The organism is Sphingomonas daechungensis (assembly GCF_014489495.1).
Classification (GTDB): Bacteria; Pseudomonadota; Alphaproteobacteria; order Sphingomonadales; family Sphingomonadaceae; genus Sphingomicrobium; species Sphingomicrobium daechungense.
On sequence record NZ_CP060780.1, the window covers coordinates 2,265,571 to 2,291,777 of the forward strand.

30 protein-coding genes and 6 pseudogenes are annotated in these 26,207 nt (G+C 63.2%); 11 read left to right on the forward strand and 25 right to left on the reverse strand.

Annotated elements, in window-relative coordinates; translation table 11 throughout:
• Nucleotides 1-17: 17 nt before the first annotated feature.
• From H9L15_RS20460 to H9L15_RS12225, 9 genes and pseudogenes are all read right to left on the reverse strand, one after another.
• Nucleotides 18-185 (reverse strand): annotated as a pseudogene (locus H9L15_RS20460) (hypothetical protein); the annotation flags it as partial.
• Between the two features lie 60 nt (nt 186-245).
• Nucleotides 246-744, reverse strand: a pseudogene (locus H9L15_RS12190) (YbjN domain-containing protein); the annotation flags it as partial.
• A gap of 2 nt (nt 745-746) precedes the next feature.
• A complete protein-coding gene (locus tag H9L15_RS12195; RefSeq protein ID WP_187714255.1) occupies nt 747-1,046 on the reverse strand; it encodes an accessory factor UbiK family protein in 300 nt (99 codons plus the stop codon).
• A 95-nt stretch (nt 1,047-1,141) separates the two neighbouring features.
• The gene (locus tag H9L15_RS12200; protein ID WP_187714256.1) at nt 1,142-2,134 is read right to left on the reverse strand and encodes an aspartyl protease family protein; all 993 of its coding nucleotides are present in this window, start codon (nt 2,132-2,134) and stop codon (nt 1,142-1,144) included.
• Between the two features lie 70 nt (nt 2,135-2,204).
• Nucleotides 2,205-2,705, reverse strand: a complete 501-nt coding sequence (locus H9L15_RS12205; RefSeq protein ID WP_187714257.1) for a TspO/MBR family protein — start codon at nt 2,703-2,705, stop codon at nt 2,205-2,207.
• A pseudogene (locus H9L15_RS12210) lies at nt 2,698-3,410 on the reverse strand (TlyA family RNA methyltransferase). The gene H9L15_RS12205 and the pseudogene H9L15_RS12210 overlap by 8 nt, the downstream one beginning before the upstream one ends.
• Before the next feature lie 20 nt (nt 3,411-3,430).
• Nucleotides 3,431-5,355 (reverse strand): annotated as a pseudogene (gene dxs, locus H9L15_RS12215) (1-deoxy-D-xylulose-5-phosphate synthase).
• Nucleotides 5,356-5,453: 98 nt separating this feature from the next.
• A complete protein-coding gene (locus tag H9L15_RS12220) occupies nt 5,454-5,918 on the reverse strand; it encodes a Fur family transcriptional regulator (RefSeq protein ID WP_187714258.1) in 465 nt (154 codons plus the stop codon).
• A 43-nt stretch (nt 5,919-5,961) separates the two neighbouring features.
• Nucleotides 5,962-6,327: a MerC domain-containing protein gene (locus H9L15_RS12225; RefSeq protein ID WP_187715897.1), complete on the reverse strand. Its 366-nt coding sequence runs from the start codon at nt 6,325-6,327 to the stop codon at nt 5,962-5,964.
• 197 nt (nt 6,328-6,524) lie between these two features.
• Between H9L15_RS12225 and H9L15_RS12230 the strand changes: the two are divergent.
• Together H9L15_RS12230 and cutA are read left to right on the forward strand one after the other, a co-directional pair.
• Nucleotides 6,525-7,510 (forward strand): annotated as a pseudogene (locus H9L15_RS12230) (COX15/CtaA family protein).
• Nucleotides 7,507-7,836, forward strand: a complete 330-nt coding sequence (cutA, locus tag H9L15_RS12235) for a divalent-cation tolerance protein CutA (protein WP_187714259.1) — start codon at nt 7,507-7,509, stop codon at nt 7,834-7,836. The pseudogene H9L15_RS12230 and the gene cutA overlap by 4 nt, the downstream one beginning before the upstream one ends.
• Here the strand turns inward: cutA and H9L15_RS17845 are convergent.
• The 3 genes from H9L15_RS17845 to H9L15_RS12245 form a co-directional block, all read right to left on the reverse strand.
• Nucleotides 7,833-8,624: an MFS transporter gene (locus H9L15_RS17845; protein ID WP_223276220.1), complete on the reverse strand. Its 792-nt coding sequence runs from the start codon at nt 8,622-8,624 to the stop codon at nt 7,833-7,835. The genes cutA and H9L15_RS17845 overlap by 4 nt on opposite strands.
• An 11-nt stretch (nt 8,625-8,635) precedes the next feature.
• The gene (locus tag H9L15_RS17850; RefSeq protein ID WP_223276221.1) at nt 8,636-9,130 is read right to left on the reverse strand and encodes an MFS transporter; all 495 of its coding nucleotides are present in this window, start codon (nt 9,128-9,130) and stop codon (nt 8,636-8,638) included.
• A 71-nt stretch (nt 9,131-9,201) separates the two neighbouring features.
• Nucleotides 9,202-10,089: an ROK family protein gene (locus H9L15_RS12245; protein WP_187714260.1), complete on the reverse strand. Its 888-nt coding sequence runs from the start codon at nt 10,087-10,089 to the stop codon at nt 9,202-9,204.
• 80 nt (nt 10,090-10,169) lie between these two features.
• On the opposite strand from H9L15_RS12245, the gene H9L15_RS12250 reads away from it, so the two are divergent.
• Entirely contained in the window at nt 10,170-10,775 is a 606-nt protein-coding gene (locus H9L15_RS12250) for a LuxR C-terminal-related transcriptional regulator (protein ID WP_317617516.1), read from the forward strand.
• Here H9L15_RS12250 and H9L15_RS12255 read toward each other — a convergent pair.
• Nucleotides 10,772-11,248, reverse strand: coding sequence for a hypothetical protein (locus H9L15_RS12255; RefSeq protein ID WP_187714261.1), 477 nt, complete (start codon nt 11,246-11,248; stop codon nt 10,772-10,774). The two genes, H9L15_RS12250 and H9L15_RS12255, sit on opposite strands and share 4 nt — an antisense overlap.
• A gap of 247 nt (nt 11,249-11,495) precedes the next feature.
• On the opposite strand from H9L15_RS12255, the gene rplM reads away from it, so the two are divergent.
• From rplM to H9L15_RS12270, 3 genes are all read left to right on the forward strand, one after another.
• Nucleotides 11,496-11,975, forward strand: coding sequence for a 50S ribosomal protein L13 (gene rplM / locus H9L15_RS12260; protein ID WP_187714262.1), 480 nt, complete (start codon nt 11,496-11,498; stop codon nt 11,973-11,975).
• Nucleotides 11,975-12,538 (forward strand): 30S ribosomal protein S9, encoded by a 564-nt coding sequence (gene rpsI / locus H9L15_RS12265; protein ID WP_187714263.1) that lies wholly within the window; start codon nt 11,975-11,977, stop codon nt 12,536-12,538. Before rplM ends, rpsI begins: the two co-directional genes overlap by 1 nt.
• Nucleotides 12,539-12,611: 73 nt before the next feature.
• A complete protein-coding gene (locus H9L15_RS12270; RefSeq protein WP_187714264.1) occupies nt 12,612-13,385 on the forward strand; it encodes a dimethylarginine dimethylaminohydrolase family protein in 774 nt (257 codons plus the stop codon).
• Nucleotides 13,386-13,591: 206 nt separating this feature from the next.
• Here H9L15_RS12270 and H9L15_RS12275 read toward each other — a convergent pair whose 3' ends face one another.
• Nucleotides 13,592-13,942, reverse strand: coding sequence for a PilZ domain-containing protein (locus H9L15_RS12275; protein ID WP_187714265.1), 351 nt, complete (start codon nt 13,940-13,942; stop codon nt 13,592-13,594).
• A 97-nt stretch (nt 13,943-14,039) separates the two neighbouring features.
• Nucleotides 14,040-14,315, reverse strand: coding sequence for a DUF167 domain-containing protein (locus H9L15_RS12280; RefSeq protein WP_187714266.1), 276 nt, complete (start codon nt 14,313-14,315; stop codon nt 14,040-14,042).
• Between the two features lie 27 nt (nt 14,316-14,342).
• On the opposite strand from H9L15_RS12280, the gene metC reads away from it, so the two are divergent.
• On the forward strand, nt 14,343-15,524 hold the full coding sequence (gene metC / locus H9L15_RS12285; protein ID WP_187714267.1) for a cystathionine beta-lyase: 1,182 nt from the start codon (nt 14,343-14,345) through the stop codon (nt 15,522-15,524).
• Nucleotides 15,525-15,572: 48 nt separating this feature from the next.
• Here metC and H9L15_RS12290 read toward each other — a convergent pair.
• The 3 genes and pseudogenes from H9L15_RS12290 to H9L15_RS12300 all read right to left on the reverse strand — a co-directional run bounded on the left by H9L15_RS12290 (nt 15,573) and on the right by H9L15_RS12300 (nt 18,645).
• Nucleotides 15,573-17,047, reverse strand: a pseudogene (locus tag H9L15_RS12290) (DHA2 family efflux MFS transporter permease subunit).
• Nucleotides 17,048-17,132: 85 nt separating this feature from the next.
• Nucleotides 17,133-18,170: an HlyD family secretion protein gene (locus tag H9L15_RS12295; protein ID WP_187714268.1), complete on the reverse strand. Its 1,038-nt coding sequence runs from the start codon at nt 18,168-18,170 to the stop codon at nt 17,133-17,135.
• Nucleotides 18,171-18,210: 40 nt separating this feature from the next.
• On the reverse strand, nt 18,211-18,645 hold the full coding sequence (locus tag H9L15_RS12300) for a MarR family winged helix-turn-helix transcriptional regulator (protein WP_223276222.1): 435 nt from the start codon (nt 18,643-18,645) through the stop codon (nt 18,211-18,213).
• A gap of 166 nt (nt 18,646-18,811) precedes the next feature.
• Between H9L15_RS12300 and H9L15_RS12305 the strand changes: the two genes are divergently transcribed.
• The gene (locus tag H9L15_RS12305; protein WP_187714270.1) at nt 18,812-19,006 is read left to right on the forward strand and encodes a hypothetical protein; all 195 of its coding nucleotides are present in this window, start codon (nt 18,812-18,814) and stop codon (nt 19,004-19,006) included.
• On the opposite strand, the gene H9L15_RS12310 is transcribed toward H9L15_RS12305, so the two are convergent.
• The gene (locus H9L15_RS12310; protein ID WP_223276223.1) at nt 19,000-19,224 is read right to left on the reverse strand and encodes a helix-turn-helix domain-containing protein; all 225 of its coding nucleotides are present in this window, start codon (nt 19,222-19,224) and stop codon (nt 19,000-19,002) included. The two genes, H9L15_RS12305 and H9L15_RS12310, sit on opposite strands and share 7 nt — an antisense overlap.
• A 43-nt stretch (nt 19,225-19,267) precedes the next feature.
• Nucleotides 19,268-19,606 carry a P-II family nitrogen regulator gene (locus tag H9L15_RS12315; protein ID WP_187714271.1) on the reverse strand — a complete coding sequence of 113 codons (339 nt, stop codon included), beginning with the start codon at nt 19,604-19,606 and terminating at the stop codon, nt 19,268-19,270.
• Nucleotides 19,607-19,701: 95 nt separating this feature from the next.
• Between H9L15_RS12315 and H9L15_RS12320 the strand changes: the two genes are divergently transcribed.
• On the forward strand, nt 19,702-20,457 hold the full coding sequence (locus tag H9L15_RS12320; protein ID WP_187714272.1) for a phosphocholine cytidylyltransferase family protein: 756 nt from the start codon (nt 19,702-19,704) through the stop codon (nt 20,455-20,457).
• Nucleotides 20,458-20,559: 102 nt separating this feature from the next.
• On the opposite strand, the gene H9L15_RS19805 is transcribed toward H9L15_RS12320, so the two are convergent.
• The 3 genes from H9L15_RS19805 to H9L15_RS12330 form a co-directional block, all read right to left on the reverse strand.
• Nucleotides 20,560-21,090: a hypothetical protein gene (locus tag H9L15_RS19805; protein WP_317617517.1), complete on the reverse strand. Its 531-nt coding sequence runs from the start codon at nt 21,088-21,090 to the stop codon at nt 20,560-20,562.
• A complete protein-coding gene (locus tag H9L15_RS19810) occupies nt 21,075-21,767 on the reverse strand; it encodes an alginate export family protein (RefSeq protein WP_317617518.1) in 693 nt (230 codons plus the stop codon). The genes H9L15_RS19805 and H9L15_RS19810 overlap by 16 nt, the downstream gene beginning before the upstream one ends.
• Before the next feature lie 65 nt (nt 21,768-21,832).
• Nucleotides 21,833-23,158 (reverse strand): cation:proton antiporter, encoded by a 1,326-nt coding sequence (locus H9L15_RS12330; protein ID WP_187714273.1) that lies wholly within the window; start codon nt 23,156-23,158, stop codon nt 21,833-21,835.
• Nucleotides 23,159-23,405: 247 nt separating this feature from the next.
• Here H9L15_RS12330 and H9L15_RS12335 point away from each other — a divergent pair, with 247 nt between their 5' ends.
• Together H9L15_RS12335 and H9L15_RS12340 are read left to right on the forward strand one after the other, a co-directional pair.
• Nucleotides 23,406-23,645: a type II toxin-antitoxin system Phd/YefM family antitoxin gene (locus H9L15_RS12335; RefSeq protein ID WP_187714274.1), complete on the forward strand. Its 240-nt coding sequence runs from the start codon at nt 23,406-23,408 to the stop codon at nt 23,643-23,645.
• A 2-nt stretch (nt 23,646-23,647) separates the two neighbouring features.
• On the forward strand, nt 23,648-24,139 hold the full coding sequence (locus tag H9L15_RS12340; RefSeq protein WP_187714275.1) for a PIN domain-containing protein: 492 nt from the start codon (nt 23,648-23,650) through the stop codon (nt 24,137-24,139).
• On the opposite strand, the gene H9L15_RS12345 is transcribed toward H9L15_RS12340, so the two are convergent.
• Both H9L15_RS12345 and H9L15_RS12350 read right to left on the reverse strand, forming a co-directional pair.
• Nucleotides 24,140-25,678, reverse strand: a complete 1,539-nt coding sequence (locus H9L15_RS12345; RefSeq protein ID WP_187714276.1) for a tryptophan halogenase family protein — start codon at nt 25,676-25,678, stop codon at nt 24,140-24,142.
• Between the two features lie 107 nt (nt 25,679-25,785).
• The gene (locus tag H9L15_RS12350) at nt 25,786-26,193 is read right to left on the reverse strand and encodes an acyl-CoA thioesterase (RefSeq protein WP_187714277.1); all 408 of its coding nucleotides are present in this window, start codon (nt 26,191-26,193) and stop codon (nt 25,786-25,788) included.
• Between the last annotated feature and the right edge of the window lie 14 nt (nt 26,194-26,207).

Genomic DNA, 26,207 nt, shown 5'->3' on the forward strand with positions numbered 1-26,207 from the left:
GCCGTCAGCCGGGAGACGACATCGTCCAGCTGCTGCGGCTTGCAGCCGAGAATGACCAGCCGCGGAGCGGGACCCGCAGCGGCGTAATTGCTGGTGACGCGGAGCCCCGGGACGGGCTTCGCGCTCGGCCGGATGACGACCGCGTCGCTGAGATCGACGTTCGCCGACTGCCAGCCTTCGACCATGGCTCCGGCTATGTTGCCGCAGCCGATGAACCAAATTGGATTCAGGACCAGTTTAAGCCTCCCGTGCGTATCGATCAGGGCCGCGGCAATGGCCTCGCCCGGCGATTTCCCGCCCAGAGCACGAACTGGAACACGGGATAAAAGCGCTCGCATTCCTCGAGCGCGGCTTCGATGATGGCTTCGGCCTGATCGAGCGTCAGGCCGTCGTTCTCACGCGTGTCGAGAATGGTCGCGTGGCGAAAGACGATCAGGCCGGACCCGACCACATTTCGAAATGGCCGAGCCAGAGCTGCTCGTTGATCAACCCCAGGCTCTCGTACACGGCCTGGCGCTTCTCCGCCGTCACCTTGATGTCGGGGAAGGCGAGGAACTGAAGCACCTGGTCCTCGGGACGCCACACTCCGCGAAGCTCGTACTGAGTCCAGCTGCCGATCGCCGATGCAACGATCTCTCCCTCGCCCGAACGCTCGCACGCCCAGCCACGAGCCTCGAAATATTGTTCGAGAACTTCGATTGGAGCGCCGTCGTCGCGCTCTTCCTGGACGTCTTCCTCGCTCAGGATCAGGCCTCCGGGCTCGACTTCGGCTTTGTCGGACGCTTCGCCGCGGTTGCGGTCCCGCCGACTTTCGCCTCGAGAGCTACGATCCGTGCCTTGAGCGCCTCATTCTCGTCGCGGGCCGCAGCGGCCATCGCCTTCACGGCTTCGAATTCGTCGCGGCTGACAAAATCCGCACCCGCCATCCATTCCCGCGCTCTTTCGCGCATGGAGGCTTCGGCCTCACGGCCCACTCCGGCCATGGTCCCGGCAACGCCGTTCACCATCTTCACGAAGTCGTCGAACAGCTTGTTCTCGGACTGCATTGCAATCTCCTCCACCGCCAAGGGCCGGGCAACGCGTTCGGCGAGCGCCCGAGCGAGCAGATAGGGAAGGTCGGACGCGCCCGCTAGGGTCTAAGTCAGCGCAGAGCGAAGGTGGCGGTTTCCAACTCGCTCGTTTCCGGCAGCACGACCTTCAGCTTCTTCCGCGCGAAATCGATGGAAACGCGGTCGAAGCTCCTCAGCGCGTTCATACCGAGGAGGAGTGCCGGCTTGTCGTCAAGGCCAAGCCGTTTGAAGGCCGGCGAGTTGGTGAAGATCACCGGCATCTTCTTTAGCGTGATGCCGCCCACGCTCAGCTCTCGAACGATCGTGTATTCGCCCATGAGCTTCGCCCCGGAAACGGACTGGAGCTCCACCTCGCCCGTCCGCTTGACCTTGCCGCCTTGGCTGAGCTTGCGGCGAAGCGCCTCGTTGCCCAGCGACACCTGAGCGCCGGTATCAATCACGAGAGTGACCGGGATATGCTCGGCATTCGCTTTCGTCAGGATCAGTCGCCCATTGCGGACCTTCGCGGTGACGACGATCGTATCCTTGTCTTCGGCGACAAATTTCGCCGAAGGTACGATCGTCAGCGTCTGCTTCTTGAAATCGAACAGGACTCGCTGGGAGCGCAGGGAATCGAGTCCGAGGATCCCGTCCGCACCCATATGCTCGGATTCGAGCAAAGCGGCATCGACGTCCCTCACCTCTTTCGCGGTGATGTCGAGAACCGAGACATTGGCAGTCTCGATCTGCGTTTCGCCGGTGACGCTGTGAAGTGTCGTTCCCTTGCGGCCGTTCAGCCGAAGCTGGCGGGCGAGATCCGACGAGATTGCCGTGCGGTCGGCGCCCGTATCGATCAGGAACCGGTAAGGACCATGGCCGGCAACCTTCACCGGAACCGTCATGCGGTCGTAGCCATCCTCCTTGAAGCGGAGGTCCGTCGCCTGCGTGGTCGAATCGACCTTGTCGGGCTGGGCGACCGTTTCATATTCCTGGGTCCGGATTTGCTCCGGCATCTTCACCCATTGCGCCGAAACGGGCGCCGCCGTTCCAAGTATGGCAAGGCCGACGGCAGGCAGAATTCGCATATCCCGCACCCTTCTTTGAGGACGCACTTATATCATGAAACGGGGTGCGTGCGGGAATTTCGACGAACGACTAGGCGCCGGGGTTCAGGTTCCCGATCGCCGAGTTGAGTGCGGCCGCGAAGCAGAGCCACAGCAGGTAAGGAAGCATCAGGTACCCCGCCACCGGCCGAATTTGCCGGAACTGGCCGGCTGCAAGCGCCGCGAGCCCAACCATCACCACGATAATGACCAGCGCCGGATAGATCATTCGGGCGCCGAAGAAGACGGGTGACCAGGCGAAATTCAGCGCCAGCTGGGCAAAGAAAAGGATCAGCGCGTTGCGACGCTTCGCCGAAGGCGGCTCGGCCAGGATCATCGCTACCGCGATTCCAAGCAGAGCGTAAAGGATCGGCCAGACCACGCCGAAGGCCCAGCCCGGCGGCATGAAGAACGGCTTGACGAGGCCATCAAACCACGGATTTCCGTAACCGGAGTTGGAGAGCCAGCCACTCAGGCCGCCAAGGATTTCGATCGCGGGGACCGTGACTATGGCAAATTTCCACCATGCACGGCGCTGGACAGTCTCAACCATTCTTCTGCGCTCCCAGCAGGAATTCCACGTTGCCTTCCGGACCCGTAATCGGGCTTCGTTCGATCCCGAGCACCGTCCAGCCCTGCGATTCAACCCAGTCTTTGGCCTGTAGGCAGACGCGCTCGTGCACTTCGGGGTTCCGGACGACGCCGCCCTTCCCCACCTCCTCTCGCCCGGCCTCGAACTGCGGCTTGACGAGCGCAACCAGATTCGCGCCGGGCCTTGCCAGTTTGAGCGGCGCTTCGAGCACCTTCGCCAGTGAGATGAAGCTCGCGTCGCACACGACGGTGTCGATCGGCTCCGGGACCTGCTCTGCGGTCAATGCGCGCGCATTTGTCTGCTCGTGAACGATCACGCGAGGATCGTTGCGCAGCTTCCAGGCAAGCTGATTGGTCCCGACGTCGACGGCATAAACCTTCGCCGCGCCTCGCGAGAGCAACACGTCGGTGAAGCCGCCGGTGGATGACCCGACGTCGAGGCCGACGGCACCCGTCACATCAAACCCGAAATGATTGAGGCCGTGATCCAGCTTGATCCCGCCGCGCGAGACCCAGGGATGGTCCCTCCGCGGACCTCGAGGGCCGCCTCAACGGCTAGCATGTCTCCCGCTTTCGCGAGCTTCCTCTCGCCACTGAATACGGCGCCCGCCATGATCAGCGCCTGCGCCCGCGTCCGGCTGTCCGCGAGCCCGCGGCTGACCAGCAATTGGTCTGCGCGGACTTTGACTACGCCCGCACCTCTTCGACACCCGCGCTGTTGACGCGCAGGGCCTTCAGCACCGTCTCGACGATCTGGGGCGCGTTGAGGCCCGCCTCGTCATACTGCTTCTCGGGCTTGTCGTGATCCTGGAAGCGGTCGGGCAAGCGCATGGTGCGGATCTTCAGACCCGCGTCGACCAGGCCTTCGTCGCTGGCAAGCGTCAGGACGTGCGCGCCAAGGCCGCCGATCGCGGCTTCTTCAATTGTCACGGCGACTTCGTGGGTGGTCAGCAGCTTGCGGATCAGCGCCTCGTCCAGCGGCTTGGCGAAGCGCAGGTCGGCGACGGTGGTCGAAAGACCCTTGGCTTCCAGCTGCTCGGCAGCCTTCTCGGCTTCGGCGAGGCGCGTTCCCAGCGACAGAATCGCGACCTTGCTGCCCTGCTTGACGACGCGGCCCTTACCGATCTCCAGCGGTTCGGGATCGGCAGGCAGCGGCACTCCACGACCCTCTCCGCGCGGATAGCGGACGGCAATCGGCCCGCTGTCATGCAGCTGCATCGTCTTGACCATGCGCGCGAGATCGGCCTCGTCCGCGGCCGCCATCACGACGAAATTTGGCAAAGTGCAGAGATAGGCCAGGTCGAAGCTTCCGGCATGGGTCGCCCCATCGGCGCCCACGAGACCCGCGCGATCCATCGCGAAACGAACCGGCAAGTTCTGGATCGCAACGTCGTGGACCACTTGGTCATAAGCGCGCTGCAGGAATGTCGAATAGATCGCAACGAAGGGCCGCATGCCCTGCGCGGCGAGGCCGGCGGCGAAGGTCACGCCGTGCTGCTCGGCGATGCCGACATCGAACGCACGCTCGGGATGGGCTTTGGCGAACTTGTCGACGCCGGTTCCGGACGGCATCGCAGCAGTGATCGCGCAAATGCGAGGATCAGCTTCCGCTAGTTTTGCGAGCGTCTCTCCAAAAACATTCTGGTAAGCGGGCGGACCCCCACCGGGCCCTTGTCCTGCTTGCCCGAGACCACGTCGAACTTGACGACGCCGTGATATTTATCCGCTGAGCTTTCCGCCGGTCCGTAGCCCTTGCCCTTATGGGTGACGACGTGGACCAGCATCGGCCCGATGTCCGCATCGCGGACGTTCTCGAGCACCTCGACCAGCGCCTCCACGTCGTGCCCGTCGACCGGGCCAACATAGTAGAACCCTAGCTCGTCGAAGAGCGTGCCGCCGGTGAACATGCCGCGCGCATATTCTTCCATCCGCCGAGCCGTGCGGTGCAACGGCTCCGGCATTGCCCGCGCGATCCTTTGCGCGAGCTTGCGCGGAGCGAGATACTTGTTCGAGCTGACCAGGCGCGCGAGCGCGTTGCGAAGCGAGCCGACCGGCGGCGCGATCGACATGTCATTGTCGTTGAGGATCACGACCAGCCGGTTCCCGGCGGCCTCTGCGTTGTTCATCGCCTCATAGGCCATGCCGGCGGACATCGCGCCGTCGCCGATGACCGCGATCGCCTTGCCGGGATCTCCCGACAGCTTGTTGGCGATGGCAAAGCCCAGGGCCGCCGAGATCGATGTCGAGCTATGCGCCGCGCCGAATGGGTCGAACTCGCTTTCGCTCCGCTTGGTGAAGCCGCTGAGGCCCGAGCCTTGCCGGAGCGTACGAATTCGGTCGCGTCGGCCGGTAACGATCTTGTGAGGGTAGGCCTGGTGACCGACGTCCCAGATCAGCTTGTCGTGGGGCGTATCGAAAACAAAGTGGAGCGCGACGGTCAGCTCGACCACGCCAAGGCCCGCACCGAGGTGGCCGCCGGTCACGGAGACCGCGGAGATGACTTCCTGCCTCAGTTCATCGGACAGCTGCGGGAGTTTCTCCCTGTCCAGCTTGCGAATATCTTGAGGATACGGAACCGTGTCGAGCAACGGTGTTACGGGCCGGTCGGACATGGGCTGGCATGTATCGGGAACCCGGCGTGATGTCACCCAAGCTGGGCCAATTCACGTATTGCTCACGGATTGCTCAGGTGGGGACTGCCCCGACCGGGTCAGTTGCTGTCGCATTCCCCGCAGGTGCCGCGCACCTCAATCACCGGGCGGGCGGATGAAAATCCGGCGCTTGCCGCAGCCTTCCGAACTCCGCCGGACAAGGCGTCGTCATCGATGTGCACCGCCTGCCCGCAATTGTCGCAGATCAGGAAGATGCAGTCGTGGAGGCAGTCGGGATGCGCGTTGGCGACATAAGCGTTGGCGCTCTCCACCCGGCGCGCCAGGTTGGCCCCCACGAACAAGTCGAGGATCCGATAGACGCTGTTGGCCGCAACCCGGCGTCCCTGGTTCTTCGAAACCGCCTCAGCGATGTCGTAGGCGCTCGCCGGACGGTCGAAGCCGGCGAGGGCTTCGAACACCGATTCCCGCATTCCGGTCCACTGCTCGCCACGGCTGGTTAGCTGCTCGCGCGCGGCCTTCTTGAGCGACTCGCCCTGATGAAGTTGATGCTCGTGCGCACCCATGGGTTGGAGATAGTCCTGCGGCCGTTGGCCCGCAAGCGCGTGCTCAGTCGCCCGCGATCCGGTTGAGTTGATGGCCGAGGGCCAGAACGCCGACGCCGACGACGGTGTAGAGCGCTTCGGATCCGTTGTGAGGAAGGGTCAGCGCACCCGCCATGACACCAAGGCCGAGGCTGCCCACCGCGCTCGGCAACATGAAGCCGTGTTCCATGATCCCGCGGCCCAGCGCGAAGCTGCCGAGGATCATGGCCAGACTGAGGCCGACTTCGTGGATGATCGGGGCACCGAGAAACCCGCCCGCCGCCGAAACGACACCCAGGAGAACGGCAGTCGCCAGGCAATGCACGAGGCAAAGGCCGGACAGGCCAATGGCCATCCGGTCGAGCCTCCGGGTGTGAAGCGCGATTGCCATGATGGGCAAGGATATAACGTGCACTTCTTAAGGTTACAACATCACATGGACAAAATTTCATGATGCAAACCCGGGCTTCGCGCTCTTGGCAAAGCGATCCCGCCGCCCGATACGCCCGCCGCAATGGACTCGACCCTTCCCTGCCCCGCGCGACCGACAGGCCGGCCAGGCGTCCGCTCGCCATTTCCAACTGGCTGATGGCCGTCGCCGCGATGGTCTTCCTGATGGTCGTCGTCGGCGGGATCACGCGCCTGACTGAAAGCGGCCTGTCGATCACCGAATGGAAGCCAGTCACGGGAGCGATCCCACCACTGACGCAGTCAGAATGGCAGCACGCGTTCGAACTCTACCAGCGGACACCCGAGTATCTGGAGATCAACTGCCCCGCCGGAATGACTCTGGCCCAGTTCAAGTTCATCTTCTTCTGGGAATGGCTGCACCGCCTGATCGGCCGGCTGATTGGCGTCGTGTTCGCCGTGCCCTTGGTATGGTTCGCCGCGAAGCGGGCCATCCCGCAGGGTTATGGCTGGAAGCTGGTCGGCCTGCTCGTCCTCGGCGGGCTCCAGGGCGTGCTCGGCTGGTATATGGTCATGTCGGGACTGGTGGATCGGACCGACGTGAGCCACTTCCGGCTCTCCGCTCACCTCTTGCTGGCGCTGACCATCATGGCCGCCTGCGTGTGGGTTGCACTGGACTTGAGACAGCTGGCGAAGACCGGCGCAAGCCGACCCGCCCGCTTGAACGGCTCCTCGGTGATCGTGCTCGCCGCACTCTTCATTCAGCTTCTGTTCGGGCGTGGGTCGCGGGCCTGAATGCCGGACAGGTCGCCAATGACTGGCCGACAATGCAGGGCCGCCTTTATCCGGATGGCGTGGATTGGAGCCGGGGTGCACTTCACGCCTTCACGAATGATCCTTTCCTGATCCACTTCATCCACCGCTGGTGGGCATGGGTAGTCGTGGTCTTGCTCATTATTTTCGCCCGCCACATCCGCCAGCTCGAGGGCGGTCGGGCCGCTTCGATTGCCATCCATTCTGCGTTCGGAACACAGGTTCTCCTCGGCATTTTTACGGTCCTCAGCGGGGTCGCGATCTGGCTGGCCGCCTTGCATCAGGCGGTCGGAGCAGGCCTGGTGATCGCGACGGTCTGGGGAGCGCACGTCCTTGGACGAAAGACGGCATGAGCGTCGTCTCCGTCTACGCGATCTTCGCGACTGCCGAGGAAGCCGAGCGCATCGGCCGAACCGTGGTCGAGGAAAGGCTAGCCGCCTGCATCAACATCCTTGGGACCTGCCGGTCGATCTATCGCTGGCAGGGCGAGGTTGAGACAGCCGAGGAAGTGCCGGCGATCCTCAAGACCACTGGCGAAGCGGCAGACGCGTTGATTTCGCGCATCGCCGGCCTGCACAGTTACGACGTGCCGTGCATCGCTGTCTGGCCGATCGAAAAATTGCTGCTCAGCTATGCCGAGTGGGCCGAACAAAGCGTCGGCCCACTCGGGAACGCCTAGACCGCCGAGACCGGCTGCTCGACGCCTGTCGGGTGAGCGATCCGTGCTCGTCCAGCCGAGATCGCGAAGAAGCACAGGATCGCGTAGCAGATCGCGGGCACGATGAGGGCGGTGACGTAGTCGCTGTTCTGCGACACCAGTCCAACAAGCGGCGGGATGGCAGCGCCGCCGATGATCGAGAAGCACAGGAAGCCGGATGTTGCCTCCTCCGAAGCCGTCGAACGCTCCAGCGTGATCGTGAAGATCACCGGGAACATGATCGAGTTGAACAAGCCAATCGAGAGCGCAACATAGCCCGCGTTCACCCCGCCGACCGCGAAGACGTACAGGCACATCAGGCATGCTATGCCGGTGAACGCCGCGAGCAGCTTCGGCGCCGCGACCCTGGTCAGCAAGGCGGATCCGACCAGCCGACCGACCATCGCCCCGCCCCAATAGAGACTGACGAACTTGGCGGCGCTTTCCAGAGGAATGCCCCAGACGCGATCGCTGTTGAGGAAGAACGCCATTTGCGTTCCGATTGCGACCTCGGCTCCGACGTAGAGGAAGATCGCGAGGCCGCCGAACAGTGCCCAGGGCGAGGACGTCGCATCTCGGAACGTCGCCAATATCCCCCGACGAGCGGTCTCGTCGGACGGTGCCGGCGCCGAAGCGCTAATCACCCGACGGCCCAACCAGATCACGATTCCGACCAGGACGATCAGCCCGGCAATCCAGAAGAAAGCGCGGTCGATGCCGGCGAGCGATTGGGCTCGCACCTCGTCCGAGATCGCGGTTCCGTGCTTCACCTCGACGCCCTTCAGGAAGAGCGCAGCCCGAGGTACGGTCCGATAAACGTGCCGAGGCTGTTGAACGTCTGACTGAAGGTGAGCCGGAAATGGCTTCGCTCAGGCGCCCCCAACGCGGCTGCCAGTGGGTTTGCGGCAACCTGCAAAATCGTAATCCCGCTCGCGAGGACGAAGAGGCCCAGCAGCACAAGCTCGTAAACGGCGATGTTCGCGGCGGCGAGCATGATCAGGCAGCCCGCGACCATCAGCGCCAAAGCGATGAGCACCGTTCCGACGGCCTTGCGCCGAGAAAGGAGAACTGCGGCCGGAATGCTCATCACGCCATAAGCGATAAAGAATGCCGACGCGCTAAGCTGCGCTTCGACATCGCTAAGCTGGAAAATGCCCTTCACGGCCGCGACTAGCGGATCGACCAGCGATGTAATGAAGCCCCATGCAAAGAACAGGCAGGTGACGATCGCATAGGCGCTGGTCACTGTTGCCGAACGGCCGTCCGATTGCGCCAAGCTCACTCTCCCCAGAATAATGGCGGCGTCTTGGTGGCAGGGATGCCCTACGTCACAAGCCGGAAAACGGCTTACCGCGCCGAGGCTGCATCCATCGCCAGGGCGATTGAGCCCATCGGCCCCGCCTGGGTCCCGAGTTCCGGAGCGACGACATAGTCCGTCCGAGGCAATGCAAGGTAACCGTTGAAGCTCTCGATCAACATGGTCTGGATCCGGGCGAGCAGATGAGGCTGCCGCTCGATGACGCCGCCACCGATCGCGATCCGCATCGGGCACGCCGCGCAGACAAGCGTATGGCAAAGCTGCGCGAGGGCCGACGCGACGCTTTCCCAAACCGGATCATCCTCGAGAACGCTGTCGATTGCGCGGCCCTGCAAGCGCGCCTTCAAAGCGGTTCCAGACGCAAGGCCCTCGACGCAGTCCCCGTGGAAGCTGCACGAACCCGGCCAGGTGTCGCCGGGAAGTCGCGCCGGGCGGATGTGACCAAGCTCGCTATGCGCGAACCCCCGCATCGGCCGGCCGTTGGCAACAAGGCCGACCCCGACGCCGGTGCCGACCGTAATGTAGGCGAAATCATGGAAACCGCGCCCCGAACCCCACCGCATTTCGGCAAGCGCGGCTCCATTGACATCAGTATCGAACGCAACCGACGTTCCCGCAGCGCGGGCAAGGCGCCCAGCAACATCGACTTGCGACCAGCCAGGCTTCGTCGTCGTGGTGATAAACCCGAACGTCGGCGAGCCCGTCCGCAGATCGACCGGTCCGAAACTGTTGATCCCAAGGGCCGCAACGCCGTCGCGCGCCCATTCGGACAGGATCTCTGCAATGGCCCCCAAAGTCTCCTCGGGCGTCGCCGTTGGAACGGTCTCCTGCCGCAGGATCCGCTCCGGCGAAACAGCAAGAGTGCACACACATTTGGTGCCGCCCAGTTCCACTCCCGCGAACGGCAACTCCCCCAAGGTGCTCTCCCCAATCGCTTTCGCCGCCCCGGCCAGCAGGCTACACTGCTACAGGTAAGCGCGGCAATCAGGAGCTGTTTTTGAACGAAGACCATCGCCAGTTGATCGAGACGGTAGGCGCGTCCCCGCTTGCGATGGTGGTCAGCAACCCGCGACTGCCCGACAATCCCATCGAGGTCGCCAATTCCGCTTTTTGCCAGCTGACCGGCTACGACGAAAATGAAGTGGTCGGCCGGAACTGCCGCTTCCTTGCCGGAGAAAACACCGAAGACTGGGTCACCGACGAAATCCGCGACGCGCTTCGCGGGCGCCGGCCGGTCCTGGTCGACATCCTCAACTATCGTCGGGACGGCACGCCATTCCGCAACGGAGTGATGATCACGCCCTTGTTCGACCCCGAGGGCGGACTAGCCTGGTTCCTCGGCTCTCAAGTCGATCTTGGGCCGCCCTCGGATGACCGCCTGTCGGGTCGCCGTCAGCGCGCGGTAGCCCTGATCGCAGGTCTCCCTGCGCGGCAGAAGGAGGTTCTCCAGGGCATGGCGCGCGGCCTGCTCAACAAGCAGATCGCCTGGGAGCTGAAGATCAGCGAGAAGACGGTGAAGATGCACCGCGCCCTGCTGCTCGAGCGGCTCGGTGTCACCAGTTCCGCGGAAGCGATCAGGCTCGCGGTGGAAGCGGGTTTCTAATCTAGCGCCTTGCTGATCTTTGACAGCGGCGCTGCCAAGGCCTGCTCGACCGCGCCGAACGCGCTCAGGGCCAAGGCGCCGGCGATCACTGCAATCCCCGCAAACTCCATCGTCCGTCCGACGAGCCGGCTTTGATCGTGCCGCGCCTGGGGCACTCGTAACGCCCGGCGCCGCTCGATCGGACGCCCCGCCCTCTCCGGAGCAGCAGTCGAATGACCGTTGAGCAGCGCCCGCAGGAAGATCGGATCCTGCGACCGAAGCCCCACGCGGTGCCCCTTCGCCCATGCCACCCGGGCGACGATCGACTGCGTCCCGCGGCAGATCTCGACGTAGGTCCCTCGCTGCGGCCGCTCAGCCGACTGGATGCCGAGCCCATGAAGCGAGGCGTTGAGGATGCAGACGTCGTGCCACGACGCGCCGCTGCGCATCCTGGCCTTGACCATCACCTTCTGCCGGTCCTCACGAGGCTTCACTGCCGCCGCCCTCAATCGCGCCGCTCCGATCGAGCGGCCCCACGCGGCAAGAATGTTAAGTCCCGGCAGGGCAGCGGCTGCTTAAGCATTCCTGCAATCCGGAGCGGGTTGCTTGGCTTCCGGTATTATTTTACCCGCCGTCAAACAGCCGGATTTGCTTGACGAATTCGCCCTCCGCTGCCATTGGCCCCTCCGACAGCGGCGCCAATTGGGTGCCGCTTTCCCGTTTTTGAAAGAGGCAAACGCCATGAAGGCGCTGATGAAGACGACCAAGTCGGCCAAGCCGGCTGAGGTCGAAAAGAAGTGGCACCTGATCGATGCAGACGGGCTGGTTGTCGGCCGTGTCGCGACGATTATCGCCAATATCCTGCGCGGCAAGCACAAGCCGAGCTACACCCCGCACGTCGATTGCGGCGACCATGTCGTCGTCATCAATGCAGACAAGGTCCGTTTCACCGGTCGCAAGCTGCAGCAAAAGGTGTACTACAAGCACACCGGTTACGCGGGCGGCATCAAGGGCGTTACTGCTGGCAAGGTCCTCGAGGGCCGTTTCCCCGAGCGCGTTCTCGAGAAGGCGGTTGAGCGCATGATCCCGCGTGGCCCGCTCGGCCGCGACCAGATGCGCGCGCTGCACCTCTACAATGGCACCGAGCACCCGCACGGCGGCCAGAACCCCGAAACTCTCGACGTCGCGTCGATGAACCGCAAGAACAAGGTGGGCGCATAATGTCCGACACTCGCCAGTCCCTTTCCGACCTCGCTGAGCTGACCGGCCAGCAGGCCGCGCAGCCGGCTCCGGTCGCTGCAGACGCTGCTCCGGCTCAGGCCGAGGCCGCTGAAGCCGCTCCGCCGCCGCCTCCGGTCCAGGCCGAGACGCCGCTTCGCGAGCAGCAGCTCGACAAGTATGGCCGCGCCTACGCGACCGGCCGCCGCAAGGACGCCATTGCGCGCGTCTGGCTGAAGCCAGGCTCGGGCAGGATCGAAGTGAACGGCCGCGACCAGGAGACCTACTTCGCGCGACCGTCGCTCCGCCTCGTCATCAACCAGCCGTTCGACATCACGGATCGCACCGGTCAGTACGACATCGTCGCCACCGTCAAGGGCGGCGGGCTGTCGGGCCAGGCTGGCGCCGTGAAGCATGGCATCGCCCAGGCGCTCAGCCGCTTCGAACCGGCGCTCCGCACGACGGTCAAGCAGGCAGGCTTCCTGACCCGCGACCCGCGCGTCGTCGAGCGCAAGAAGTACGGCCGCGCAAAGGCACGCCGCAGCTTCCAGTTCTCGAAGCGCTAAACGCTTTACCGAACGTCACGCGAAGGGCGGTCCGGAGCTTCCGGGCCGCCCTTTTCGATTCTAAGGCAACAGCATGCCGAAAGCCTTCACCCGGGCGGTGAGCCCGAAACTATCCGACTGCGAGCTCACCCATCTCGATCGCGTGCCGATCGACGCGGCCAGGGCAAAAGCTCAGCATTCCGCCTACGAGCAGGCGCTGTCGGACGCGGGATACGAGGTCATTCGCCTCCCCGATCTCCCGGAGCACCCCGATGGCGTCTTCGTGGAGGACACGGCTCTCCTCCTCGACGGCCGCGCGATTATCCTCAACCCGGGCGTCGCCTCTCGCGCCGCGGAGACCTCATCCACCGCAAGCGGCCTCGCGGACCACTTCCCGCTGCACCGCCTGCCTGCGGGGCACGTCGATGGCGGCGACGTTCTTCGCATCGGGACCACGCTATACGTCGGCCTCTCCACGCGGACAGATGCCGAGGGGATCGGGGCTCTACGAAGGTTGGCCGGGACATTCGGCTTCAATGTCGTGACGGCCGAGTTGGCCGAGTGCCTCCACCTGAAGACGGGCGCAACGCTTGCCGGGGCGGATGACCAGGGGACTCCCCTCCTGCTTCACAATCCGAAGGCCGTAGACGCCGCTCAGTTTGCGGGCGTTCGTCCTGTGGCCGTGGATCCCGAAGAGCCGGCTGCCGGCAATTGCGTGCGACTATTCGACCGCATCATCCTGCCCGCGGGCAATCCGAAAGCCGCGGAGAAACTTCGCAGACTGGGCCTGCATGTAGTCGAGGTCGATGTATCGGAGCTTCAGAAGGCCGAAGCCGGCGTCACCTGCATGAGCCTGATCGCGGACTAGTCGCGAGACGCGTCTTGCCAGTCCGCGCGATCAGGCGCGCATCAGCGCGATAAGGAAGCAGATTGCGATCGTCATGCCCGGCGCTCCATGAAGAACGTGCCGGCAACCAATCTCAAACTTGTTTCGCAGTTGCAACAATGAATTTTGTGCACTTGCGAACGCGCCGGCGTTAACCACGCCGGCTGGAATATCGTAGATTGCCGCCGTTATTCCCGGGTCTGCATGAGCTTCTGAAGTGCCTCCGACCGCTGGATGAGCGCAGTGATTTCGCGAGCCTCGAGCTCCGTCTCAAAGCTGACTCCGATCACCTCGCCGCTGCGCCACCGGACGATCGCCACGCGGCCGAGTGTTCCGCAGTCCAATGTCACGGCCGTCCCGGTTGCAAGCGAGAGCGGGCTGATCAACTTTGCACCCCCCGCAGACAGGTCGAGCAGCTGAACCGAATGTCGCTCATCTTGGACCTGAAGAAAGGCAGGCAGTGCCACCGGGACCCGCGGATAGGCCCGCCGGTCCGCGAAGGGATCACCGTCATGAGCAGTGGGTGCCGAGCTTGCCATCACATTTGCCAATCGCGACGGCTTAGCACTTCGGTGCTGCCGAGAAGTAAACGGCGGTGTCTGATTCGAGTGGGGCTGGTTGCTTGCGAAAGGCCCATCAGCGGGACAGGCGATTCCTGGCTTCCGCGTCGTCCAGCGGCAGACCAATCCTTTTGTGCCGGCTCGCCTCGCCGCTCACTATGCGGACGTCGCCGCGCGGGAGGCGGAGCGCCTTGGCAAGCATGGCGATAACAGCAGCGTTCGCCGCTCCGTCTGCGGGCGGCTCCGCGACGCGGACTTCCAGCTCCTCGCGACCGTCGGCACCCGGTCGCCATCCGCCGATGCCCGGCCGGGCGGAGCGCGTCGTCACGCGGATGGCGATTTGACTCTTCATCGGCTTCGCAGTCGATAAGGACCGCAAATGGCAAACGACAAGCATCCGGACACGAAAGTCGTCCAAGGCGGCCGGCGCAAGGAATGGCTGCGCAACATGGTCAACGTGCCAGTCTCGCGCACCTCGACCGTCCTCTTCGACAATATGGAAGCCTCGCGGGAGGCGTATCCTCCCGTCAACGGACGGCTGAGCTACGGGCGCAATGGTACCTGGACGCAATGGTCGTTGGCGGAGGCGCTGACCGAGCTGGAGCCCGGCGCGGAAGGGACGATGCTGTTTCCGTCCGGGTCGGCGGCGGTATCCATCGCGCTGACCAGCGTTCTCGCGCCAGGGGACGAGCTCTTGATGGTCGACAGCACCTATGGACCGACACGGCATTTCTGCGACCGCGAGCTCAAGCGGCTGAACGTCAGCACCGTCTATTACGATCCTTTGTCGTCGCCCGCCGAGATCGAAGCGTTGATCGGCGAGAAGACGCGCGCGGTCTTCATGGAAAGCCCGGGATCGTTGACGTTCGAAGTGCAGGACGTTCCCGGCATTTGCGCGATGGCGAAGGCGCGTGGGCTGTCGACCCTGCTCGACAATACCTGGGCCACGTCCTTCTTCTTCACCGCGATCGACAAGGGCGTCGATTTGTCGGTGGTCGCCTGCACCAAATATATCTCCGGCCACTCCGACGTGATGATGGGCGCCGTGACTGCGGCGACCTCGCACATGACCAGGTTGACGCGAACCAGCCGAAGCTTCGGGCAATATGTCAGCCCCGACGACGCCTATCTCGTTGCGAGGGGTTTGCGCACGCTCGGCGCCCGCCTCCGCCAGCATGAGCTGGGCGCGGTCAAGGTCGCCCACTGGCTGAAGGACCAGCCGCAGGTCGCACGGGTCATCCACCCCGCCTTCGCCGATTGCCCCGGGCATGCGTTCTGGAAGCGGGATTTCACAGGATCGACCGGCCTCTTCTCGGTTGCCCTCAAGGGCGGCTCCGCCGCCGATCTCGATCGCCTGATCGACAGCCTGGAGCTGTTCGGGATCGGCTACAGCTGGGGCGGGTTCGAAAGCCTCGCAATGTCGGCGGATACCGACAACCTGCGCACTGCGGCTCTGCGCGATTACGGTGGCCCCCTACTCCGACTGCACATCGGCCTCGAGGATCCCGACGACCTGATCGCTGACCTTTCCGCTGCCCTCGCGGATTATCCGGCGGCGTAAACCGGCACGATCATTTCGGCGGCCCCGCTGGCTCGCTTCGTCAGCGGTTTAGTCCATCGCCATTGCGGGCTTCTCGCCCTTCCCCTGCTGGCCCTTCTTCATCAGCAGCAGCAGCGGAAGCACGGCGAAGGTGACCAGCATCATCAGCTTGAAATCGTCGAGATAGGCAATGAACACCGCCTGTCGCGTCGCTTCCGCGTTGATCATCGCAATGGCCGTCGACCCGCCCGGCGCGATGGTCTGAAGCAAGGTTGGATCGGCGGTCGGGATCGTCTGCTCGGTGATGGTGCTCGCGATGTCTGCGTGCGCGACCTGCGTCATCCGCACGAGCTGAGCGCTGACGACGGCGATGCCGATCGATCCGCCGATGTTTCGCGACAGGTTCAGCAAGGCGGCCGCCGTCGTTCGCATCATCGGCGCAAGTGTCTCGAACGCCAAACTTTGGAGCGGCACGAAGATGAGGCCAAGGCCGAGGCCCTGGACGATCCCGCTCATGATCACCGGCCGCGACGGCTGGTCGAGCGCAAAGCCGGTCATCATCCAGAGCGAAATGCCCATTAGCGCAACGCCGATGCCGACCAGGATTCGGGAGTCGATCTTCCCGGTCAGCCGTCCGGCGAGAAGCATGGAGATCAGGGTGCCGACACCGCGAGGTGCGGTGAGAAAGCCCGACTGCAGCACCGAATATCCGTACAGGTTCTGGAGCAATGGCGGCAGCAAGGCGAGGCCGGCGAGCAAGAGAACGCCAGTGACCGCCATGAACAACAACGCCGTCGCGAAATTTCGATCCTTGAACAGGGCCCTGTCGAATAGCGGTTCGCGGGCGGTGATCATGTGCACCACGAACATCCACGACGCGGCGATCGCGAAGCCGAGCTCGATGCGAATTTCCCAGCTCGACAGCCAGTCTTCCTGCTGGCCGCGGTCGAGGAACAGCTGAAGGGCGCCAAGAGCGATCGCGAGCAGGGCGAAGCCGAACATGTCGAACTTGCGCTGAAGCGTGTCCGTCTTCGGCATGTAGCGCAGCATGATCAGGGCGCAGATCACGCCGACCGGCAGGTTGACCAGGAAGACCCACCGCCAGTTGTAATTGTCAGTCAGCCAGCCGCCGAGGACCGGGCCGAGGATCGGGCCAATCATCACGCCGCCCCGAACAGCGCCATCGCCTGTCCATGCTTCTCGCGCGGGTTGATGTCGAACAGGGTGGCCTGGGCGAGCGGGACGATGAATGCACCGCTGACACCTTGAAGTGCGCGGAAGATCACCATCTCGGACAGCGAAACTGCGGAGGCGCACAGAACCGACGCGATGGTGAATCCGACCACGCTGATCAGGAGCAGGCGCTTGCGTCCTACCTTGTCGGCGAGCCAGCCGCTGATCGGCAGCGCAATCGCCGACGCGACGATGTAGCTCGTCAGGACCCAGTTGATCTGGTCCTGCGTCGCACTGAGATCTGCCGCCATGTGCGGCAGCGCCACGTTGGCGATCGTCGTGTCCAGCACCTGCAGGAGGACGGCCATCATCACCCCGACGGTGACGATGATCCGTTCGCCTGCAGGAAGCGGGTGCGCAGCGAGATGTGCCGGAGTGTCGGCCAAGAACCGCGACCTACTTGTCGAAGTAGACGGTGACGTCCGAGGACAGGCCGGCAATCATTGGCTTCGAGGGTGACCCGTCGAAGGCGATTCGGACCGGAACGCGCTGAGTGACCTTGACCCAGTTGCCGTTGGCGTTCTGCGCCGGGATGATCGCGAACTCGCTACCCGTGCCGGCGCCAATGCTCTGGACGTGTGCCTTGAATTCCTGCCCCGGATAAGCGTCGATCTCGATTTTCGCGCGCTGGCCCGGGAGCATCTTGCCGACGTCCTTTTCCTTGAAATTGGCCTCGACCCACGCGTTCTGGTTGTGAACGAGAGAGATCATGCCCACCCCCTGCACGGCCATCTGACCGACTTGGAGGCGGTCGGCATTGGCGATGGTGCCGTCCATCGGCGCACGGATCTCCGTGCGGGAAAGGTCGAGCTTCGCCTTGTCGACGGCCGCCTGGGCCTGCGCGATCGAAGGCTGCTCACCCGGAGCGAGCGCCGCATGTGCATTCGCTGCCCGCGCCCTGGCGTCCGCCAGAGCGGTTTCCGCAGTGCGGACCTCGTTGAGCGCATCCTCATAGTCGGCGCGCGTCGTGAAGCCGCGCTTCAGCAGCGCCGACTGACGCGACAAAGCATTCTGCTTGATCTGAAGATTGGCCGCCGCGCCAGTGATGTCGGCGCCGGTGCCGGAAGCCTGGGTGCGCAGCTGCGTGGTCTGCAGCCGGGCTGCCGCGAGCTGGCCTTCCGCCTGCTCAAGCGCGACGCGGAAGGGCTCCGGATCGATACGGAAAAGGATCTGGCCGCGCTTCACGACGTCGCCGTTCTTCACATTCACGGCAATCACGGGCCCGTTCACTTGCGAACTGACGGAGACGATATCCTGCTTCACCGCGGCATTGTCCGTGGAAACGCTGTCGCCGCTTTCGAGCCAGTAGTAGCCGCCGCCAAGCAACAACAAAGCGGGCACGATGAGAAGCAGGAAGGGCCGCAGCCAGCGCCTCCTGCTCGGCCGGGGCTCGTCGATGACTTCGGCCGCGGCGGCCGTGGTCGCCTCATCCACCTCGGTGGGGTTCCGCTGATCTTTTCCTGCTTCATCTCGTTCATGCCTCGGCTGCTTTCCGGCCGCGCTGGATCACTGAAACATTTTCCCTGACGCGAGCGAGAATGGCGCTCACGCGCTCAAGCTCACTCGGTTCGATCCCGTCGAACGCTTCTTCGACCAGTTCGTGTCCGATGCCTCGAAGGCGGGCGACGAGCGGCTTTGCCCGCTCGGTGACTTGAAGCCGCCAAACGCGACGGTCGGCGGGGTCCGGCGTTCGCTCGACATGGCCAGCCTCTTCAAGCCGGTCGACGATGCGTGACAGCGTGATCGGCTCGACGTCCAGCATGTCGGCGAGCTCGACCTGGCGGAGGCCCGGCATCCGCGTCAGGCGAAGCAATACCTTCCATTGCGCGCGGGTTACGCCAAGCGCCGACGCTCGCCGGTCGAACGACTTGCGAAGCGCGTGCGCGGTCTCGGCAATTTGAAACGGCAAGTCTTCCATAGCCCTACATATAATAAGCCTGCTTATTAGTTCAACGCCAAACTAAGTGTAGCGTTCCCGACACAATCGAGATTCTCGTTATGCTTCAAAGGGGGGCAGCGGCACAATCGGCCGTGCCCGGCGTTTATTGACTTGGATTAATTCCGGAGCCCGACCCGTGGCTGATGAGCGCATCGTTGCTGTTGGATTGCTGACCCAGCGGGAAGTCGATCTGTTAGGAAAGAGCTTTTCGCGACTTTGGCCCGTCGACGACACGCCATGCTTCGCCGATCTGATCGAGGCGATCGACAGGGCCGATGAGGAATTGAAAATGGCGCACCAGCTCCAACCGGTGCAACGCCTGGATCAGTAAACGCGACGCTGCGCCGAAATCAGCATTCGAAGCAACATCGCGACCGGTCGAGGAACGCCGACCTTTCCTTCAAGCCAGAGGCTCACGGCCGAGCGGGAAACACCAATCGCGTTGGCGAGATCGTTTTGCGTACGATAGCCCAGGGTCCGCATGGCGCTCCGAAGTTCTTCGGGCGACATGGACGCCAGCATTTCCTTGTTCGACGCGTCACTGGTCATCGGGACGCACTGTAGCGGCTTAACGACGCTCGCGGGAAGGGCCTCAGATGGCGTCTGCCCCACGGTCGCCCGTGCGGATGCGAACGGCCTGCTCAATGTCCGAAACGAAGATTTTCCCGTCACCGATGCGTCCGGTGCGTGCCGATTCGGCAATCGCTTCGACCACATTGTCGACCATGCCGTCCTCGACGACGACCTCGATCTTCACTTTCGGCAGGAAGTCGATGACATATTCGGCGCCGCGATAAAGCTCCGTATGGCCCTTCTGGCGGCCAAAGCCTTTGACTTCGGTGACGGTGATGCCGGACACGCCAACGTCGTGGAGGGCGTCCTTCACATCGTCCAACTTGAACGGCTTGATGATCGCTTCGACCTTCTTCACCTCGCCCCCGGCACTTTGACTTGGTGACCCGATCATGCCCAATCAGGGCCGCATTTGGAAGGCAGTGGGCCGCACAAATCGATCGAAAGCCTGAAATGAAAGCCATCATCCTCTCCGCCGGCCAGGGCTCGCGGCTCGGACATCTGGTCGACGGCCGTCCTAAGTGCCTGATCGAGTTCAGCGGACGCACTTTGCTCGACCGCCAGCTCGACACATTGGAGGCGAATGGCGTGCACGAGGCGGTCGTCGTTACCGGCTTCCACGACGAGCTGGTCAACGAGGCGATCGCGAAGCGGACCGGCGGCCCGAAGGTCCGGACGATCTTCAATCCGTTCTACAAGGTCGCCGACAACACGGGCTCACTCTACATGGCGCGCGAGGAACTGAGCGGCGATTGCCTGGTATGGAATGGCGACACGCTGGTTTCGCGCGACCTGATGGCCAAAGTTGTCGGCAACGACCGGTCCGGGATCTGCGTCACCATCGACCGCAAGGAGGGCTACGACGACGACGACATGAAGGTCGTCGCCGACGACGACGATGGCCGCCTGCGCGCAATCGGCAAGCGCATCACCGAAGGCGTCAACGCTGAGTCGATCGGCTTGCTCGCGTTCCGCTCAGGCGGCGCCGAGCAGTTCCGCGGCGCCATCGAAAAGGCGATGCGCACCAGCGAGGGGACCACCATCTGGTACCTCCGCGTGATCCACCACCTCGCTCAGACCGGAGAAGTGTGGACGCTCGACATCAACGGCGCGGAATGGGGCGAGGTCGACTTCCCGCCGGACGTGGAGGCGGCGCAAGACCTGACGGCCCGGTGGGATGCGGCGGCGGAGGCGGTTGCCGCCGAGTAGGAGTGTCAAGCTGGGCGGAGAGCGGTCGACGTGAATCTATTCACTCGCTGTTTCCAGCCGTCTGGCACGGGACGGCCGCAAGAAGAAGAGAAGCAATTGGTTTCAGATGGCCCAATCCGCCTCCAACCAGATCTTGGTCGTATCGGTCGCGAACATGCTGGCATGATAGCGCGCAAGGCGGGCTGACAGCGCCAGGCGTTTCTTCTTCACGCTCGCCAGTAGATCCAATTCCTTTCCGTAGCGCTGATCGAGCCGATCGGAATTGAATCGGTGATAAGTCACTGTGATGTCGAACGTATCGAAGGGCGCGAATTTTTTGGAGCTGTAGCCCGCGCTCCCGTAGAAATCCCGAAGCCCGTTGGGAGGGGTGGTCGTGAACTTGTCCGCCCAGCCGTTGAATTTGAACAAGCTGGCAAGCGGCGTTTGCACGCTGGTCAGCGGCAGACCCTCATCGGCTCCAAGAACCTCATAACCGGCGCCGATACTAAACCCGCGATACCCGGATAAGGTCGCTTCGGCTAACCAGTACCTCGCGGAATAATCGTTGGGATTTCGACCGTAGTTGCTCTGACGGGCACCGCTCAAGGCATAAGTGACCTTGCCGACGCCCTTGATGGCTACAGACCCCGCCATCCTTGCGCCGTAAGTCTGACTGGAAAGCCGAAAGCCCTGAACGGCAAGCTCGTCCTGGTCGACGAAATAGGCAAGACGGTCAGCGTAACCGGAACGCTTTGGTACCCTGCCAAGGCGAAGACATTATCGCCTGAGACAGCCTGCTGTCTGGCGCCCTGGCCGTGAGTCCCGTTCACCGTTCTGTCCGACCAGGCGTATGTCAGGTCCGCAAAGGGGCCGTTCGCTTTGCCGAGCTGAATTCGGGCCGCATCGAACGTTTGCTGGTTCTGACGAAAGTTGGACGATCCGACAAAGCGCTGGTCGGCGAGTTCCAGAACCTGGCGCCCTAACGTCGCAGTGTGGCCCTTCCCGTCGGCGTAGCGCATCTGCACGCGAATGAGCTCAACGTTTTGCGGATCAACCACCACCGGATGATCGAGGCGGCCGTTGGTACCGCTGTTGTAATCATCGACGAGGGCCGCAGTCGCCTCCGCCTCTGCCAAGACGGACCAAGGCCCGGCGGACAATGACACTCCCGGTCGGATGCGCATCGTGAAAGCCCGCGCATCGTCAGGAAGCCCGTCTTGTTCCACATGCTCGTATCGGACCCGAAGGTCGATCAGCGGCCGGAGCGCGAAGGTCTCGGCATTTGCCGCACCCGGAATCAGCAATGCTGCTGCTGCCGCCAAGTACTTCATTGCAAATCCTTCGCAGAAATGCCGCCCGCCCGGGTTTAGAGAGAGACGAGGCGGGCGGCGGGAGGTCAGGCGGCGTTTTGCACCATGCTGCCCTCAAGCTTGTCGAGCTCTCCGGATTCGCGAGCCTTCTTGCCGTAGACGTACTCGAACAGCGGTCCGGCCATCATCGTCGTGACGATGGCCATCAGCACCATCATCGAGAAAAGCGTCGGACCGATGATGCCCTTCTGAAGTCCGATGTTGATTATGATCAGTTCCATGAGCCCGCGCGAATTCATCAGCGCGCCGATGCCGAGCGCAGTGCGATTGTCTTCGCCGGACAGCCGCGCGGCCGCCCAACACGCGCCGAACTTGGCGGCGATCGAGATGGCCAGGATACCGAGTGCAATCAGCAGCAGCGGGATGGAGTTCACCATGTCCATCCGAGTGTTGAGTCCGGAGTAGGTGAAGAACATCGGCAGCAGCATTACGACGGCAATCGGCTCAACCTTTCGCTTGAGCTCCTGGACGAACAGGCCGCGCGGCATGAAAGCGCCGAGCAGGAAGCCGCCGAAAACGGCGTGGATGCCGATCGCGTCCATCAGGAATGCCGACAGGCAGTAAAGCACTAGCGTTACGGCGAGGACCGTGTTGGTCATCTCGCCCTTGGCTTCGACCGCTCGCCCGAGCGGTGCGAGAAGGCGCTTGCCGAACAGGATCATGAAGGTCGCATAAAGCGCGCCGCCGCCGATCGCGATGACTGCTACGCCTGGCCCCGCGCCGAATGTGGCGAGCACGATCGCAAGCACGCACCAGGAGACCGCATCGTCAAACGCCCCGGCGGTCAGCGAGAGCGTGCCGAGCGAGCTGTTGTTCAGTCCGCGCTCGTTGATGATACGAGCCAGCATCGGGAATGCCGTGAGTGCGATGCAGGCGCCCATGAACAGGGTGGCGTTCCACTGGCTGATCCCCGGCGTGAACAGGCCAGGCACGGTCAATAGAAACGGCGTGATCAAGATCGCGAACAGGAATGGCGTGGCGATCCCCGCAGCAGATACGCTGGCCGCACTTCTGGCCTTCGTCTTGAAGTGATCCAGCTGAAGCGTCGTGCCGACGAGGAACATGTACAGGCCGACACCGAATTGTGCCCCCGTGTAGAGAACACTCTTCGTCTCCTTCGGGAAAAGCGCCGCCTGGAAATCGGGAAAAGCCAGGCCAAGCAGAGAGGGGCCGAGGATGACTCCGGCGATCATCTCGCCGACGACCTGAGGCTGGCCCAGGAACTTCTGGCCGAGCCAGCCGACGGCGCGGCAGGCGAAGATGATGACCGCAAGCTGGAGGAAGAAGTGAATGCTATAGTCGCCCGGCGAGAAGCTGTGCGAGGCGTTCACTGCCGGCCCATGCGCACCCATGATGTCCCGAACGCCTTGACTGTCTCGCTCCAAAGTCCCGTCACTATTCAGCCTCCCCCGCCGCCAACCGGTCGTCGAACAAGAGACAGGAAGGTGGGAAACTCCATCGCGCACAACAGTGAATTGTTAGCGCTAACGGCGATTTCGGCACTTTGTGCAATTTTTGTTGCGAGGACGACACGAAGTAGTAACGTGCCTACGTTTTATCGCCTGAATTGTAGGTATGTAGGATCATTGGAGCCGAACTTTGAAGAGCTTCGGAAGCCGCGAATTCAATCAGGATGTGAGCCAGGCGAAGCGAGTCGCGCTGTATGAGCCTGTCTTCGTGACCGACCGCGGAAAGCCGACCCATGTCCTGTTGAGTATCGACGCCTACCGCCACCTCGTGGGCAAGACGGACACGATCGCCGACCTCCTGAAGTCCTCCGAAGCGATAAGCGCCGAGCCTGACTGGCGTTCGGCGGGGCCCTGGGCGCGGAAGGGCTAGGCGTGCACCTGCTGGACACCGGCGTAGTCTGGGCTATGCGCGGCCATGACTCCGCTCAGCCAGACGAACAATTGCTGGAGTGGGTATCGGGGCAGATGCCGAGCACGCTCTACGTGTCCGTCGTTTCCCTGATGGAGTTCGAGAACGGAACGCGGTCCATGGAGCGAAAGGACAAACTGTCTTCCGCCGCAATCCGTGAATGGATCGACACGCGCTTTCGCCCTGCATTCTCAGGAAGGATCATTCCCATCGACGAAGCCGTCGTCCGACGCTGGTCGCATATGGGCTATTCGGATTTCCGCGATGGCATTCTTGCCGCAACGGCGGTGGAGCATGGCCTGGTCATCGCGACGCGAGAGCCAGGCAATTTTCGCACCGGAAAGGTCAAGACGATCAACCCGTGGACCTACACGCCCGACGCGGACGACCTCGACTGGCGGCGCGCGTCGCGAAGCGCCCCGATCTGGCTCAAGAGTCTCTTTGTCCGCGCCTGATCAGGCGGCTTCGGTAAGCTCGGAAACGAGATCGCGATGGGAAGGCAGGTCGCGCGCGGCCTTCTCGCCGAAGGCCTGGATGCGCTCGAAAAGCCGCTGAGCGGCCGCGACTTTCGGGAAGTCGGACCGGCCGGCCGACAGATCGGTCTGAAACTCCATTCCGTAGAGAATGTACTGATAATTGAAGAAGGCGAAGCTTTCGACATCGAGGATGAAGTCGAAACGTCCCGGCGGGCGGTAGCGCCACTGTGCCAGGAGCTCGCGCAACTCTTCCGGGATAGTCGCCGGATCGGCATTCTCACGCCAGAAGGGCTCTTCCCGCTTTGACAGGCAGTAATGGAGTTTCAAGAACTTCACGATGTTCTCGAACCGCGCCGACATCAGCTGGTTGAAACGGCGTGCCGGGGCGTCGACGGGTCCGTAGTGCGGGAATAGCTCGGCGATCATTCCCACCGCCGCTTCGATCAGCACAAGGCCCGTCGCCTCCAGCGGCTCGACGAAACCCGCCGAGAGCCCAACCGAGACGCAATTCCGCACCCACTGCTTCTGGCGATAGCCCGGCTCGAATGCCAGGATGCGGACATTGGCTTCTATGAACTGCGGTCCGATGTAATCGCCAAGGATGGCAACGGCGCGGTCGTCGTCAATGTGATCGCCCGAATAGACGCAACCGATCCCGCGCGACCCGGCGAGGCCGATGTCCCAGGTCCAGCCGCCCTCATGCGCGGTCGCCAGCGTGTAACTTTCGATCGGCGCATTTGGCGTGCTGTACGGAATCTTGCAGGCGGCGGCCCGGTTGGTGAAAAGCCGATCGCTAACGGACTCTAACGGGCTGCCCAGGGCCCGTCCGATCAGCTCGGCGCGGAAGCCGCTGCAGTCGATGTACAAATCGGCGTTCAGCTCGCTTCCGTCCTTCAGAACCACGCGGTCGATGGCGCCGTCATCGGTCAGTTCCGCATGCTCGAGTTCGCCTGAGATATGGACCACGCCCAATTCCTGCGCTCGTTCGGCGAGAAGGCGTGCCAGGCTGTGGGCGTCGACATGATAGGCATAATTGAGTGGGCCGTCGAAATCCGGCTCACCCGGCCGCTTCGGTCCGCGCTTGGCGCCTGCCACGCGGTCCTGGATGGTGACGGCCTCGGCAAAGGAGGGCCGCGAGTTGGACTCCTGCAGCAGCCAGTATGGAACGAGGCTGGTTTCCTCGGAATAGAACGGGGCTTCGAACGGGTGGAAGAAATGGTGCCGCTTCCCGGGCTGGGGCGCGTGGAGCCAGTCGTTGAACAGAATGCCTTGCTTGAACGTCGCGGACGACTGGCGGATGAACTTGCGCTCATCGATGTCGAGGAAGCGCAACGTTTCTCGGATCGTCGGAAAGGTCCCCTCGCCAACCCCGATAATGCCAATGTCGGGCGATTCCAGCAGAGTGATCTTCAGATGCGGGTTGTCCTGCAGCGCGAGCGCCTTTGCGAGGTACGCGGCCGAAAGCCAACCGGCCGTTCCACCGCCGACAACCAAGATATTCCTGCTGACGCTATCCATTTCGTTCGCGATAGCGGGCTAATCGTTCTGAGAACATAGGAACGACGCGTCCCGACCTTCCCTACCTGGTGGCAGAAATGGGTCGAAAGCAGACGGTGGACGAGCGTCTAAGAGGTGGGAGGCAAAAACCTGCTGACCACATCACGCGCCAGCCGCGCCGGACGCTGCGTCACCGCGTCGAGGCAGCACCAGCAGCTCTTCACTTCGCTGAGCACGTCCTGCCCGCGCCGGACGACCGTGGTGAAGTAGGCGCGAGCGCCCTCGACCTTCTCCGCGATCACCTCCGCGACGACATTGTCCTGGAGGAAGGTCGGCTTGCGGTAGGAAATCTCATGCTTGAGCGCGACCCACAGGTGCCGCGCCACCGCGTCGGGCGGAGCGACGCTCTGCCAATAATCGATCACGGCGTCCTGAACCCATTTCAGGTACACGGAATTGTTGACATGACCCATGTGGTCGATGTCGGACGGATCGATCGCGACCGGGTGTCGAAACATGTGCAAGCTCGTGCTCATGGGAGACAAACTCC

What these genes read in the sequence shown, in the direction of transcription:
- H9L15_RS12195 (WP_187714255.1), bottom strand. Translation starts at nt 1,046, where the DNA reads ATGCAGTCCGAGAACAAGCTGTTCGACGACTTCGTGAAGATGGTGAAC.
- H9L15_RS12200 (WP_187714256.1), bottom strand. Translation starts at nt 2,134, where the DNA reads ATGCGAATTCTGCCTGCCGTCGGCCTTGCCATACTTGGAACGGCGGCG.
- H9L15_RS12205 (WP_187714257.1), bottom strand. Translation starts at nt 2,705, where the DNA reads ATGGTTGAGACTGTCCAGCGCCGTGCATGGTGGAAATTTGCCATAGTC.
- H9L15_RS12220 (WP_187714258.1), bottom strand. Translation starts at nt 5,918, where the DNA reads ATGGGTGCGCACGAGCATCAACTTCATCAGGGCGAGTCGCTCAAGAAG.
- H9L15_RS12225 (WP_187715897.1), bottom strand. Translation starts at nt 6,327, where the DNA reads ATGGCAATCGCGCTTCACACCCGGAGGCTCGACCGGATGGCCATTGGC.
- cutA (WP_187714259.1), top strand. Translation starts at nt 7,507, where the DNA reads ATGAGCGTCGTCTCCGTCTACGCGATCTTCGCGACTGCCGAGGAAGCC.
- rplM (WP_187714262.1), top strand. Translation starts at nt 11,496, where the DNA reads ATGAAGGCGCTGATGAAGACGACCAAGTCGGCCAAGCCGGCTGAGGTC.
- rpsI (WP_187714263.1), top strand. Translation starts at nt 11,975, where the DNA reads ATGTCCGACACTCGCCAGTCCCTTTCCGACCTCGCTGAGCTGACCGGC.
- H9L15_RS12270 (WP_187714264.1), top strand. Translation starts at nt 12,612, where the DNA reads ATGCCGAAAGCCTTCACCCGGGCGGTGAGCCCGAAACTATCCGACTGC.
- H9L15_RS12275 (WP_187714265.1), bottom strand. Translation starts at nt 13,942, where the DNA reads ATGGCAAGCTCGGCACCCACTGCTCATGACGGTGATCCCTTCGCGGAC.
- H9L15_RS12280 (WP_187714266.1), bottom strand. Translation starts at nt 14,315, where the DNA reads ATGAAGAGTCAAATCGCCATCCGCGTGACGACGCGCTCCGCCCGGCCG.
- metC (WP_187714267.1), top strand. Translation starts at nt 14,343, where the DNA reads ATGGCAAACGACAAGCATCCGGACACGAAAGTCGTCCAAGGCGGCCGG.
- H9L15_RS12310 (WP_223276223.1), bottom strand. Translation starts at nt 19,224, where the DNA reads ATGACCAGTGACGCGTCGAACAAGGAAATGCTGGCGTCCATGTCGCCC.
- H9L15_RS12320 (WP_187714272.1), top strand. Translation starts at nt 19,702, where the DNA reads ATGAAAGCCATCATCCTCTCCGCCGGCCAGGGCTCGCGGCTCGGACAT.
- H9L15_RS19805 (WP_317617517.1), bottom strand. Translation starts at nt 21,090, where the DNA reads ATGGCGGGGTCTGTAGCCATCAAGGGCGTCGGCAAGGTCACTTATGCC.
- H9L15_RS19810 (WP_317617518.1), bottom strand. Translation starts at nt 21,767, where the DNA reads ATGAAGTACTTGGCGGCAGCAGCAGCATTGCTGATTCCGGGTGCGGCA.
- H9L15_RS12330 (WP_187714273.1), bottom strand. Translation starts at nt 23,158, where the DNA reads ATGGGTGCGCATGGGCCGGCAGTGAACGCCTCGCACAGCTTCTCGCCG.
- H9L15_RS12345 (WP_187714276.1), bottom strand. Translation starts at nt 25,678, where the DNA reads ATGGATAGCGTCAGCAGGAATATCTTGGTTGTCGGCGGTGGAACGGCC.
- H9L15_RS12350 (WP_187714277.1), bottom strand. Translation starts at nt 26,193, where the DNA reads ATGAGCACGAGCTTGCACATGTTTCGACACCCGGTCGCGATCGATCCG.